Origin of the sequence: Sungkyunkwania multivorans (assembly GCF_042675645.1) — a bacterium.
In the GTDB taxonomy this organism is placed as follows: domain Bacteria; phylum Bacteroidota; class Bacteroidia; order Flavobacteriales; family Flavobacteriaceae; genus Sungkyunkwania; species Sungkyunkwania multivorans.
The window spans coordinates 390767-403064 of sequence record NZ_JBHTJH010000004.1 but is presented as its reverse complement, the minus strand read 5'-3'; the positions used below and the strand labels follow the sequence as shown (position 1 = coordinate 403064).

At 42.1% G+C, this 12298-nt stretch carries 12 protein-coding genes; 3 read left to right on the top strand and 9 right to left on the bottom strand.

What is annotated here, in order from left to right:
• Positions 1–25: 25 nt before the first annotated feature.
• Together miaE and ACFQ1M_RS04800 are read left to right on the top strand one after the other, a co-directional pair.
• Complete coding sequence (gene miaE, locus ACFQ1M_RS04805) at positions 26–610, top strand: tRNA-(ms[2]io[6]A)-hydroxylase (RefSeq protein WP_386404682.1); 585 nt, start codon at positions 26–28, stop codon at positions 608–610.
• Between the two features lie 112 nt (positions 611–722).
• Positions 723–1832 carry a T9SS type A sorting domain-containing protein gene (locus ACFQ1M_RS04800; RefSeq protein WP_386404679.1) on the top strand — a complete coding sequence of 370 codons (1110 nt, stop codon included), beginning with the start codon at positions 723–725 and terminating at the stop codon, positions 1830–1832.
• 6 nt (positions 1833–1838) lie between these two features.
• On the opposite strand, the gene ACFQ1M_RS04795 is transcribed toward ACFQ1M_RS04800, so the two are convergent.
• The 8 genes from ACFQ1M_RS04795 to pyrR all read right to left on the bottom strand — a co-directional run bounded on the left by ACFQ1M_RS04795 (position 1839) and on the right by pyrR (position 8895).
• Entirely contained in the window at positions 1839–2750 is a 912-nt protein-coding gene (locus ACFQ1M_RS04795) for a Ppx/GppA phosphatase family protein (protein ID WP_386404676.1), read from the bottom strand.
• Between the two features lie 12 nt (positions 2751–2762).
• Positions 2763–4874 (bottom strand): polyphosphate kinase 1, encoded by a 2112-nt coding sequence (gene ppk1, locus ACFQ1M_RS04790; protein ID WP_386404674.1) that lies wholly within the window; start codon positions 4872–4874, stop codon positions 2763–2765.
• Positions 4871–5356: a SixA phosphatase family protein gene (locus ACFQ1M_RS04785; RefSeq protein ID WP_386404672.1), complete on the bottom strand. Its 486-nt coding sequence runs from the start codon at positions 5354–5356 to the stop codon at positions 4871–4873. The genes ppk1 and ACFQ1M_RS04785 overlap by 4 nt, the downstream gene beginning before the upstream one ends.
• A gap of 32 nt (positions 5357–5388) precedes the next feature.
• Entirely contained in the window at positions 5389–6036 is a 648-nt protein-coding gene (pdxH, locus tag ACFQ1M_RS04780) for a pyridoxamine 5'-phosphate oxidase (protein WP_386404669.1), read from the bottom strand.
• A gap of 58 nt (positions 6037–6094) precedes the next feature.
• Positions 6095–7000, bottom strand: coding sequence for a ribonuclease Z (locus ACFQ1M_RS04775; protein WP_386404666.1), 906 nt, complete (start codon positions 6998–7000; stop codon positions 6095–6097).
• Positions 7001–7077: 77 nt separating this feature from the next.
• Entirely contained in the window at positions 7078–7410 is a 333-nt protein-coding gene (locus ACFQ1M_RS04770; RefSeq protein ID WP_386404663.1) for a ribonuclease Z, read from the bottom strand.
• Between the two features lie 5 nt (positions 7411–7415).
• Positions 7416–8345, bottom strand: coding sequence for an aspartate carbamoyltransferase catalytic subunit (locus ACFQ1M_RS04765; RefSeq protein ID WP_386404660.1), 930 nt, complete (start codon positions 8343–8345; stop codon positions 7416–7418).
• A gap of 10 nt (positions 8346–8355) precedes the next feature.
• Positions 8356–8895 (bottom strand): bifunctional pyr operon transcriptional regulator/uracil phosphoribosyltransferase PyrR, encoded by a 540-nt coding sequence (pyrR, locus tag ACFQ1M_RS04760; RefSeq protein ID WP_386404657.1) that lies wholly within the window; start codon positions 8893–8895, stop codon positions 8356–8358.
• 184 nt (positions 8896–9079) lie between these two features.
• Between pyrR and recG the strand changes: the two genes are divergently transcribed.
• Positions 9080–11185 (top strand): ATP-dependent DNA helicase RecG, encoded by a 2106-nt coding sequence (recG, locus tag ACFQ1M_RS04755; protein WP_386404654.1) that lies wholly within the window; start codon positions 9080–9082, stop codon positions 11183–11185.
• Here recG and ACFQ1M_RS04750 read toward each other — a convergent pair.
• Positions 11182–12291 carry a hypothetical protein gene (locus ACFQ1M_RS04750; RefSeq protein ID WP_386404651.1) on the bottom strand — a complete coding sequence of 370 codons (1110 nt, stop codon included), beginning with the start codon at positions 12289–12291 and terminating at the stop codon, positions 11182–11184. The genes recG and ACFQ1M_RS04750 overlap by 4 nt on opposite strands.
• Positions 12292–12298: the final 7 nt, after the last annotated feature.

Genomic DNA, 12298 nt, shown 5'->3' with positions numbered 1-12298 from the left:
CTACTTTTGTCAAAACAATTGATTCATGCTTGGCTTAAAACTTCCCACCGATCCTCGTTGGGTAAATATCGTAGAAAAGAATATCGAAGAGATCCTTACGGACCATGCCTACTGCGAGCAGAAAGCGGCAAGTACTGCTATCTCGCTGATCATCGGTTTTCCTGAAAAGACCGAACTCGTCCAAGAAATGATCGCCTTGGTGAAGGAAGAGATGTCACACTTCAAATTGGTACATGACCATATCGTCAAAAGAGGATGGACCTTGGGCAGAGAACGCAAGGACGCGTATGTCATTGAATTGATGAAATTCTTCCCCAAAGGTGGCAGCCGAACTACCCATTTGGTCCATAAGCTGCTATATGCAGCACTTATCGAAGCTCGGAGTTGTGAGCGTTTTCGATTGCTTTCTGAAAATATCGCCGACCAAGAATTGGCGACTTTCTATAGAAATTTGATGGTGAGCGAGGCCAATCACTATACGATGTTCTTAACATTTGCTCGCAAATATGGTGAGAACTTAGATGAAGTGAACCAGAAATGGCAAGACCTCCTTACCTATGAGGCCGAATTGATGAGCAATTTGGGCAAGAAGGAGACAATGCATGGGTGATTGCAATAACGATTTTTGATTTTTGATTGAGTAAAGTACCAACAATGCTTGGCTCAATTTGAATCATTAGGAAAACTTACTATATATTTGATTGAACGCAGCATTTTTTATCATGCGAGTAATTTTTTTATCATTCTTATTTTCAATCCCTATTCATTCCTTCTCTCAAGATGATGCCTTACTTGGAGATTGGTATTTACATTATTATAGCCTATCTGGTTCTTTGGTGAATGCGCCTGAGGCCTTTCAAAACTTTAGCCCTTCGTTAAGGTTCTCCTACGAAAGTGTTTCAGATAGCTATCGCGTGGATGGAGGCTCAGAGTGCTTCACATACGCCACTAATACAAATGGTACAGCAACTGGCACCTTAGGATTTGGTCTGTTTTCCTTTCTTCCTATTGAATCATGTTTAGACGATAGAGATATTTTTGAAGAACCGTACGTATTGAATATCTTGGACAGTAACTCATGCAATTATTCAATCAGCGGCACCACATTAACAGTCACCAACCCGGATGGGGATTTTGCTGTGTTATCTAGGGATCCGTTAACTGGCCCGACGCTCTTCGGCCGATGGTATATTCATCAAGTAACGAACGCTGTAGGAACGAATATAGTTCCTCCTGCTGGTCACGATCCAAGCATCACCTTTCAAGCAACTGTGAATGAAATAACGAGGTTTTATGACCTTCAAGGTGTTTCAGTTTGCAACGATTTCAATGGTACTTACAGAATAGATTCATATGCCTATCAGCTCCCATTGCATTCTTTGAACAGTACCAACGATCCCTGCCCCATTGCCGATGAGTTTGAAACTGCATTATTCGATATTCTGATGGTAGGCACAACACCAAATGAGCTGATGTTCAACATAGATAGAACCGCAGAGGGAGAAGACACTTTACTCATCTCTCTTATGTCTAGTATGCGTGTTTCTTCTACACCCTCGACAATCCTTCTGAAGCGGACACAGACACTTTCAACAAAAAGTGCCGAAATTTTAAATGTTAATATAGTTATTGACTATACTACGGAACAATTGCTGTTTGACAATTTGCCAAACGATTTCTTTAATTATACGATAGTATCTACAGCAGGGCAGGTCTTGGTAAAAGGTGTTCTCAACACAGATAACATAAGCCTTACAGGGTATTCTAAAGGAATATATTTCCTTAAGATCGAGTCTGAAAAAGGAAGTAAGACCATAAAGTTTGTCAAGTAGCCACAGTTACTTCTTCTTTTTCTTATTCTTCTTCTCAAAATAGAGCGTCTTGATGATTCCATCAGAGAGTCCGATCTTGGGCACATAGATCTTTTGGGCCCTACTCCATTTGGCAGCGGATAGATAGATCCTTGTTGCCGGAATGATCACATCGGCCCTATCGGGATTCAAGCTCAATTCGGAGACGCGTTGTTCATAGGTGAGGCTTTGCAAGAATTGGTATTGTGCATTGAGATAGATGTACGATAAGGGTTTTCCCATTTCGCGTCCAGACATCTTAAATATCTTATTGATATTTCCTCCAGACCCTATCAAGGAAACCCTCTTGTAGGGTTTAAGTGTTTCCTTTACCCATAGCTCCATCTGTTTCCACATGGTCTCAGAAACCAAACCATCCAATAATCGTACGGTTCCTATTTTAAATGATCTGGACAAAACGATCTTCCCTTCGGAGAATACCGTGAATTCTGTACTACCACCACCCACATCTACATACAGATAGGTCTTGTCATTTTCTATGAGTTGGTGCAGATCTGTCGATGCGATGATAGCAGCTTCCCGTTTGCCGTTGATCACCTGGATGTTGATACCTGTGGTCTCCTCTACCATAGCGACCACCTTGGCACCATTCTTGGCTTCTCGCATCGCGGAGGTGGCGCATGCCATATATTTTTCCACTCCATGAACACTCATCAGTAATTTGAAGGCCTGCATGGCCTCGATCATACGCAATGCATTTCTTTCAGAGATCTGCCCTACGGTAAAAGTGTCAGCCCCCAAACGTATGGGCACCCTTACCAAAGAACTTTTCTTGAATTGCGTTTCTTTACCTTGATCCTCTATAATATTGGATATCAACAATCGTATGGCATTGGAGCCAATATCGATTGCTGCATATTTCTTTATTGATAAACTCAAAAAACTACACTTTTAATTAGATAACTTAGCCAAATAATAATCATAGGTCGCAAATTGCGAACGCACTTTGATCAACTCGTTCTTACGATAGGCATTATCCTGATCAATTGAGAAAACACGGGCTTTCACGTTATCACTCCAACCAATATCAAAGGTGTCTATCAATTCTTGCTTGATATCGGCGTCATAGATAGGCGTCGTCACCTCTACCCTATTATCAATATTTCGGGTCATCAGGTCGGCCGAACCAATATATACCTTTGGATCTCCTCCGTTGCCAAAAATAAATAATCTTGGGTGTTCTAAAAATTTATCTACAATGCTTATAGCCTCAATGTTCTCGCTCATTCCTTCCACCCCTGGAATCAGGATATTGATCCCTCTGACAATCAATTGAATTTTCACTCCGGCCCTACTCGCCGCATACAAACGATCCGCGATCTTCCAGTCCGAGAGGCTATTCACTTTGATCTTCATATAAGCCGGTTTACCTGCTTTGACATTCTTTATCTCATCATCGATCAATTTGTATAACATGGGGCGCGTATAATGTGGCGAGACGATCAGATGTTTATATTTTGCCACCTTGTAGTTGATCTCAAAGAAATTGAAGACCTTATTCACCTCTTTCAATATTTCTTGATTGGCGGTAAAGAGGGTATAATCGGTATAAATCTTTGCAGTTGATTCATTGAAATTTCCGGTGCTTATAAATCCGTATCGTTTCAATTTTCCATTATTCCAGCGTTCGATCACACAGGTCTTACTATGCACTTTAAGTCCCGGAACACCAAAAATGAGTTTTACACCTTCCGTTTGAAGTTGCTCGGCATATTCGATGTTGGCGGCTTCGTCAAATCGAGCCTGTAATTCTATTTGGACCGTCACCTTCTTGCCATTCTTCACGGCATTCACCAACGAACTGGCCACGTGCGAAACACGCGCTAGACGATATATGGTAAGCTTGATACTTTTTACTTTGGGGTCCAAGGCAGCCTCCCGTAAAAAACGAACGACATACGAAAAGGTGTGATAGGGCGCAAATTGTAGATAATCCTTTTCTGCAATTTTCTCGAAGAGACTTCCATCGAGACTCAAGTCTTTGATTGGCAAAGGTGGATAGGTCTTATACATGAGATCCTCTCTTCCCAGGCTCGGAAAGTTCATATAATCCCTTCTATTGTGGTATCGCCCTCCCGGAATCAAACTATCGGTACTATCGATTCCCATTTTTTTCAATAGATACTGAAGCGTATCTTTTTCGATCGTGCTGTCATAAACAAAGCGAACGGGGTCTCCAATACGACGGTCGCGCACACTCTCGGAGATCTTCTCGATAAAACTTTTACTAAGATCACTATCGATGTCTAGCTGTGCATCTCTGGTGATCTTTATCATATGTGCGGAAAGCTCTTGATAATCGAATATATTAAAGATACTGTTCAGACAGTGTCTAATAAGGTCATCTAGAATGATGATATATTGTTTTTCCCCTTCTTTTGGAAGTACCACAAAACGCTCTATCGTCCTCGGGATCTCTACGAGTGCATAACGGGTCTCTTTAGCTGGTGGTCTCAACAACTTGCTCAAACTACCTTGTCGCTCTTTTGGTTTCAGCACCATCTTTACCGCTAGATAGGCCGCGCTGTCCTTCAATATTGGCACTTCTTCCAAGTCATTAAGGATAATGGTGACCAACGCCGGGCTTACCTTGGTGATGAAATAATTTCTGACGTATTCGCTTTGGCTCGGAGAAACCTCCTTTTCATTGACAACAAAAATATTCTCGCTCTCTAACTGCTGTTTGATGGTGTCCAAGATCTTAAGACTGGTTTCCTGCTGCTGGATAACGGTTTTGGTGATCTGATCCAAAAGATCCTTTGCCTTGATACCTCCGAGTTGACCACGAGCGCTTTTTCCCATTTGGGCAATGCGTTTTATGGCTGCATATCTAACTTTAAAAAACTCATCCAGATTATTTGAGAAAATACCTAAGAACCGAAGTCTTTCGATAAGCGGAACACTTACATCGGCAGCCTCTTGAAGCACTCTTGCATTAAAATCTAGCCAGCTTAGGTCTCTATTGATATACTTATTCTCTACCTTTTCCGCGGTTGTTGTCATTTGAGCTGTTTAGGTGTCATAAAATGTTTTGTCTTCCCTTGTTTGATATCTTTCCACGAATTTACTTCAAAATCGATGACCACCATACCGCTTGTAGGTACATTTTCGATGTATTTGTCACCGAGCATATTTGCCAAAGAAGTAAAGGCGTGATTATGGCCAAAGAGCATCACTGTGTCTATAGAATTATCTATGCTATCTATGTACGCTTGCACACTACTCCCTCCAAAATCATACAACTCAGGAGTAACAACCAGCTTTTCTATGGGAAACTGAAGCGTTCTCAAAAAGATGATACAGGTGTGCAATGCCCGATTGGCAAAGCTAGCAAAGACCGCCTCTGGCATGATGCCATTTTTTACCGCCTCGCTGGCGACCAAATAAGCATCATTAATACCTCGCTCCTTTAAGGGGCGATCTTTATCTTGAACGCTATACTCCCAAGAGGATTTTCCATGTCGAACAAAAATAAGCGTTTTCATGTAGGTTTATTATTATCGTATAATTAAAGTGATCACGGTGCTAGACGCTCTATCTTCCAATCAAAATCCTCCTGTAATTGATAACGAATACGATCATGTAGTCGGTTGGGCCTACCTTGCCAAAATTCTATCGCTACCGGTCGTACCAGATAACCTCCCCAGTAATTGGGTCTAGGTATCTCCTTGCCTTCGTATTGCTTTTCCAATGCCAAGAGTTTATCCTCAAGTTCCTTTCTAGATTCGATGACTTCGCTTTGGTTGGAAACAATTGCTCCCAATTTACTTCCGTCAGGTCTGGAATCGAAATAGCCATCCGATAGGTTGGGCGACACCTTTTCGGCCTTCCCCTTTATAATGACCTGCCGCTCTAGATTGTGCCAAAAAAAAGACAGGCAAACATTTGGATTGTTTTTGATGGCCTTTCCCTTTTCACTTTCATAATTGGTGTAGAAAATAAAACCCTCGTGATCGTATTTTTTTAGCAACACCACTCTGCTCTTTGGAAAGCCATCCAAACCATGGGTGGCCACCGTCATAGCATTGGCCTCCTCCAAGCCTCCAAAGTCCTCAACTTCATAGAACCATGTTTGAAAGAGTTGCATCGGATTGTCTGGTATTTGTGCTTCGGTAAGCACACTTTTCTCGTAGGATTTTCTGTAATCGCTTAAATCATTATTCATGAAGATAAAGTTAAGCATTCTGACATCAATTTCCGACAGTGAAAGGCATTCAAATTGGTCAGAAGTCAAAAACCTTTCCATCTTCGGCCAATGCCACATTGTCGAAGATTTCTTTGGCCTCCCTTCTGAAGTCTTCCAGATCGTTATATCGTGTGGAATAATGCCCAAGGATCAACGCCTTGGCCTTGGCCAGTTTTGCGATCTGCGCTGCCTGCTTGGCGGTACTATGTTTGGTTTTTTTACATAGGTGCGCGTGGCTCTCTAAAAATGTCGATTCGTGATAGATAACATTTACACCTTTTAATTGATCTGCATTGTCTGGTTTATAGGTGGTGTCACTACAAAATGCATAACTCTTGGGTGGTGGTGGTGGCATTGTTACCTTGGTATGATCGATCAATACACCATCCTCATTTTCTACATCGAAGCCCAGCTTCAACTTGTTATAATAGGCGACATTGATATTTGCCTCTAGTACTTTCTCGATAAGCAATTTTCGCTCACCTTCCTTTTCTTTGAAAAGAAAACCATTCGTATATACCCGGTGGTCTAAAGGAATCGTTTCCACAGTGACCTTGTCATCTTCAAAGATCAACTCTGGCTTCTTTGAAGTAAGCTCATGGAAGATCAGCGCGAAGGGTGTCCACGAATTTCCCAGTTTCAATTGTAGTGTAATTGCCTCTTTTATGCCCTTGGGGCCATAGACATGTAATTCGGTATCTCTACCCAACAACTGAAATGTAGATATCAAACCGACAAGTCCAAAAAAATGATCACCGTGCAAGTGAGAGATGAAAATATGCTTGATACGTGAAAATTTCACTTTATACCGACGGAGTTGTACCTGCGTCCCTTCGCCGCAATCGATAAGAAACATGTGCCCATTGACCTCCAACAACTGCGAGGTTGGGTGTGTATCGATTCGAGGGGTTGCAGAATAACATCCTAGGATAGTAAGCTTCACGTCTTTTTATCAGATTACCTTAATAAGGAACAAATAAACGATTTTAGCATTAAATAGCCAATCTATCCGAAATGGTGTTAAAAATCTAGATCTCGTTCGATCTCTTCCATCTCGATCACATCGTGTGCCTCTTGCAAACTGGGTACGACCATCAATTCATCTGGCACGTCGTCGACACCTACCTTATCGGTTACGATGACAAAGGATCTCCCATTGGCTCTATGCTGGTTAGAAAGCGTTAAGAATTCTAAAAGGTCATCGGCAGTAAAATCTTTCAATGAAAAAAGATTCAAGATCAAATTATCTGACTTTAACTTAGGATAGGACTCATTCAATTTTTTAACGAATTCTATCAAGGATACGGTTTCTTGGGTCACCACATTGGTGTTTCCCTGTTTGCTAAAGATCATGGTGGTTACTGTTTAATTTTGGACGCTAATAAATATATCACAGCCATACGAATGGCAACACCGTTCTCAACTTGGTTCAAGATGATGGCCTGGTTAGAATCCGCCACCTCACTGGTGATCTCCACACCACGATTAATGGGACCTGGATGCATGATCACGATCTCTTTGTCCAACGAGTCCAATAAGGCCTTGTTTACCCCAAACTGTTGAGTATATTCTCTTGTGGATGGAAAATAACTGATGTCCATCCGCTCATTTTGCACCCGTAGCATATTGGCCACGTCGCACCACGCTAATGCTTTTTTTAAGTTGGTCTCTACTCCTACGCCCAACTTTTCAATATGTTTTGGTATCAATGTCAAGGGGCCACAAACTTTTACATGTGCGCCTTGTTTTTGTAATGCAAAGATATTTGAAAGAGCTACCCGTGAATGTAAAATATCCCCGACGATGACAACATTTTTACCCGTTACCTCTCCGAGGGTTTCTCTTATCGAATAGGAATCTAAAAGGGCCTGAGTGGGATGCTCGTGAGCACCATCTCCTGCATTGATGATACTTGCATTGACATGATGGGACAGGAAAACACCCGCTCCTGGGTTGGGATGGCGCATTACCACCATATCCACTTTCATCGAAAGAATGTTATTCACGGTATCGATCAGCGTTTCTCCTTTTTTTACGGATGATTGCGACGCCGAAAAATTGATCACATCTGCAGAAAGACGCTTTTCTGCCAATTCAAAAGACAATTTGGTTCGGGTGCTGTTCTCAAAAAATAGGTTGGCTATCGTAATATCTCTAAGCGATGGCACTTTCTTGATCGGTCGGTTGATCACCTCTTTGAAATGATCGGCTGTCTCAAAGATCAGCTGAATATCCTCTGAGGTAAGATATTTAATTCCTAATAAGTGATTTACACTTAGCTCACTCATTTACTTTCGTTTATTTAGTTACCAAATACACCATGTCTTCTCCATCGTTCTCTAACCATGATACCTTTACCTTTTCATCATTTATCGCATCCACCTGCCTACCACGGTAGTTGGGTTGGATAGGCAAATGGCGGCTAAAGCGTCTATCTATAAGCGTTAGTAATTCTATCTCGCTTGGCCTACCGAATGACTGGATTGCCGTTAGTGCAGCTCTGATGCTTCTACCGGTGTACAGTACATCGTCTATGAACACTACCCTTTTGTCTTCCACTACAAAATCGATTTTGGTGGTACTAGCCTCTAGGGGTTTTTCATTTCTGCGGAAGTCATCGCGATAGAAGGTGATATCCAAATGCCCGAAGATCAGGTCGGTGACCTTATATTCCTCTCTAAGGATCTTGGCAATGCGATCAGCCAAAAAAACTCCTCTAGGTTGGATACCAACTAAGACTGAATTCGAAAAATCTAGATGGTTTTCAATTAATTGGCAGGCCAAACGGTGTAAGATGATGTCGATTTCTTTTGAGTTAAGTAAAACCTTTTGACTCATGCTGTGTGTTTGGAATGTAAAATTACGGATTTTTTTGAAAGTCTCCTTGCGAAAATCAGCATTCTACTTAAACTTTAGAGTCGACTTTGTATTGTAAAAAAATACATGTACCAAGCACGGTGACGACAAATTTATTTATCGTTCTGTTAAAAGTGCAAACCTTGGCTTTGTTATATTTGCCTTAATGAATCCCGAAGCGCTTCAAACACCAATTGATTACCTAAAAGGAGTTGGCCCTAATAGGGCTGACCTCTTACGAAGCGAACTTGGGATTCACACCTATCAAGACCTTCTTAACCTTTTTCCCAATCGATATCTGGACCGTACCCATTACTACAAGATCGGGCAATTGCAACGCAGCAGCTCCGAAGTACAGATCGTGGGCAAAGTGGTGCATCTTAAGATGGTAGAGCAGCAGCGCGGCAAGCGCCTGGTAGCAACGTTCGTCGATGATACAGGGCAAATGGAATTGGTATGGTTTCGCGGTCACAAATGGATCAGAGAAAGTATAAAACTAAACACTCCCTATGTCATCTTTGGAAAGGCCAATTGGTTCAATGGGAAATTCAGCATGCCGCATCCCGAAATGGAGTTGCTCTCCGAGCACAAGGCAAGTCTTCGTTCGGCAATGCAGCCCATATATCCTTCTACGGAAAAATTAAACAATAAAGGCATCAACAATCGCGTAGTGAACAAATTGATGCAACAACTCTTCGTTGAAACAAAAGCCCGGTTCTACGACACGCTTTCAGTAGATATTTTAAAAGAGTTGAATCTTATTTCGAAGGCGGAGGCCCTTGTAAATATACATTTCCCTAAAAGTCAAGAATTGTTGGCAAAGGCACAATGGAGGCTCAAATTTGAGGAGCTTTTTTATATTCAACTGCAGTTGATCCAAAAGAACATTACCAGAAAGCACAAGATCAAGGGATTCAATTTTGATCAGGTAGGCGATCTTTTCAATGAATTCTTCAAGCAGCACCTCCCTTTTCAGTTGACCAACGCACAAAAGCGTGTCATCAAGGAGATCCGTAACGACCTTGGAAGCAATGCCCAAATGAATCGATTGCTCCAGGGCGATGTCGGTTCTGGGAAAACCATCGTTGCCCTTATGACCATGCTGTTAGCCATCGATAATGATTTTCAGGCCTGTTTAATGGCACCTACCGAGATATTGGCACAACAACACTATAACAGTATCTTAACGCTTGTCAATGACCTACGAGTCAACGTGAAATTACTCACTGGGTCTACCAAAACTGCAGAGCGCAAAGTAATACACGAACAGCTTCTAAATGGAGAATTGGACATTTTGATCGGCACTCATGCGGTTCTAGAAGATAAGGTACAGTTTTTTAATCTAGGATTGGCCATCATCGACGAACAGCATCGCTTTGGTGTTGCACAGCGCGCCAAATTGTGGGAAAAGAATGAGATTCCCCCACATGTTTTGGTCATGACCGCCACTCCTATTCCAAGAACACTGGCAATGAGTTTGTATGGCGATCTTGATATTTCGATCATCGATGAATTACCACCAGGTAGAAAACCGATAAAGACGGTTCATCGGTATGACAGTAACCGTTTGAAAGTGTTTCGATTTATACGAGATGAGATTGCCAAAGGAAGACAGGTATACATCGTCTACCCTTTGATCCAAGAGTCTGAAAAAATGGATTACAAAGATCTCATGGATGGCTATGAGAGCATTGAACGCGATTTTCCGAAACCCGAATATCAGATCTCCATCGTTCATGGCAAGATGAAGGCCGCGGACAAAGATTATGAGATGGAACGCTTTGTAAAAGGTGAAACACAGATCATGGTCGCGACGACAGTGATCGAAGTGGGCGTCAATGTGCCAAACGCCTCGGTAATGATCATCGAGAGTGCGGAACGCTTTGGGCTGTCACAGTTACATCAGCTACGTGGTCGTGTTGGCCGCGGGGCCGAGCAAAGTTATTGCATCTTAATGACCAGCCATAAGTTGACCAATGACTCTAAAACACGTTTGGAAACCATGACCCGTACCAATGACGGTTTTGAAATTGCCGAGGTGGACCTAAAACTTCGCGGTCCGGGTGATATTATGGGGACGCAGCAAAGCGGTGTGCTGAACCTGAAAATTGCAGACATTGTTAAGGACAATGACATTTTGAAGACCGCACGTTACTATGCGCTAAAGATCTTAAAAGACGATCCATCCCTTTCAAAGGAAGCGAACAAGGTAATACGCTATACTTATGCACAAATGGCCAAGCACCGCAATATTTGGAATTATATCAGTTAATTGGAGATCAACCTATAAGGCGTTTGTTCTAAGGCCGTACTCGCAATGATCTCACCATCAAATGTAACGAAGGTCAACCGATGTTTTTGAAGACCCCCAACATCTCCATAGCTATAGGAAATCGCCACTATCTCGCTTTCGAGATCAACAACATAATCGTGGACACTACCTAGAATGATCGATTCGTCGGCAAGGACAGTTCGAAATTGCTGTAGATCGAATGATCGTAACTTATTGGATCCAAAATCATAAATGGCCGGTGTCTTTACCAAATTTGAGGGTTGTGGATAAAAGACGTCCGTCGCCATTTTGTTGCCCAGAAGATTGGCATGAGCAAAGCCAGACACCCAACCCAGATTTGAATCTGCGACAGTGGCCTCCACCTGTCGATTTCGAATATTAAAGATGGTGTAGGCACCCGCACCAGCGATCAGATACAATCTATCACCCGACGTAGCGTAGGTGTCAAAGGTATTAATATCGAGAGTGGTCACTTTCTGAGAATTCTCTAGATCATAGATGTCGAGCCAACGGTCACTGTTATCATCCTCATATTTTACAAAAAGAAATTCCCCGGCCACAAAAATGTCATCAAAAAGCAAATATAAAGGAGGGATTTCGATATCAGCAGTATTCTCACTTTGAGTATCATAGCTATTTATTGTATAAAAGGAATCTGGGCAGTCCACATGAAAATTGAGTAGTTTTTCTTGAGATGATATAAAGATCGGATTGTAGAAACATTCGCCATCGTTATTAAAAAAATCCGTCCATGCAGCGCGCTCATCGGTGATCACGTTTTTTCTCCAAACTTTACAGTCTATGAGATCATGGAAAGTTACTACCGCACCTTCCACTTGCACACGAAGATCAAGGTCCAGACCCAATTCATCGGTGAGATCAGTTACAGACGAAGGTCTTGTTTGTCCTTCGATCAATTGTATCTGATATTGATGAAGCCTAGAATCCAGATTTGGGGCGGTTGCCAGCACGGTCAGATCAAAAGGAAATGTCCCTGTTTGAATGGGGGCAAAATCAGCCTCGTTATCGCTACTGCAAGAAATCGATAACGCTAAGAATGCGACCAGTGAAATTTTTCGCAACATTTTTTAT

Bases quoted from the DNA above. Each gene is read 5' to 3' on its own strand.
- pdxH (WP_386404669.1), bottom strand. From the start codon at position 6,036: ATGAATAATGATTTAAGCGATTACAGAAAATCCTACGAGAAAAGTGTG.
- ACFQ1M_RS04765 (WP_386404660.1), bottom strand. From the start codon at position 8,345: ATGAGTGAGCTAAGTGTAAATCACTTATTAGGAATTAAATATCTTACC.
- ACFQ1M_RS04750 (WP_386404651.1), bottom strand. From the start codon at position 12,291: ATGTTGCGAAAAATTTCACTGGTCGCATTCTTAGCGTTATCGATTTCT.
- ACFQ1M_RS04770 (WP_386404663.1), bottom strand. From the start codon at position 7,410: ATGATCTTTAGCAAACAGGGAAACACCAATGTGGTGACCCAAGAAACC.
- ppk1 (WP_386404674.1), bottom strand. From the start codon at position 4,874: ATGACAACAACCGCGGAAAAGGTAGAGAATAAGTATATCAATAGAGAC.
- ACFQ1M_RS04785 (WP_386404672.1), bottom strand. From the start codon at position 5,356: ATGAAAACGCTTATTTTTGTTCGACATGGAAAATCCTCTTGGGAGTAT.
- ACFQ1M_RS04800 (WP_386404679.1), top strand. From the start codon at position 723: ATGCGAGTAATTTTTTTATCATTCTTATTTTCAATCCCTATTCATTCC.
- pyrR (WP_386404657.1), bottom strand. From the start codon at position 8,895: ATGAGTCAAAAGGTTTTACTTAACTCAAAAGAAATCGACATCATCTTA.
- miaE (WP_386404682.1), top strand. From the start codon at position 26: ATGCTTGGCTTAAAACTTCCCACCGATCCTCGTTGGGTAAATATCGTA.
- recG (WP_386404654.1), top strand. From the start codon at position 9,080: ATGAATCCCGAAGCGCTTCAAACACCAATTGATTACCTAAAAGGAGTT.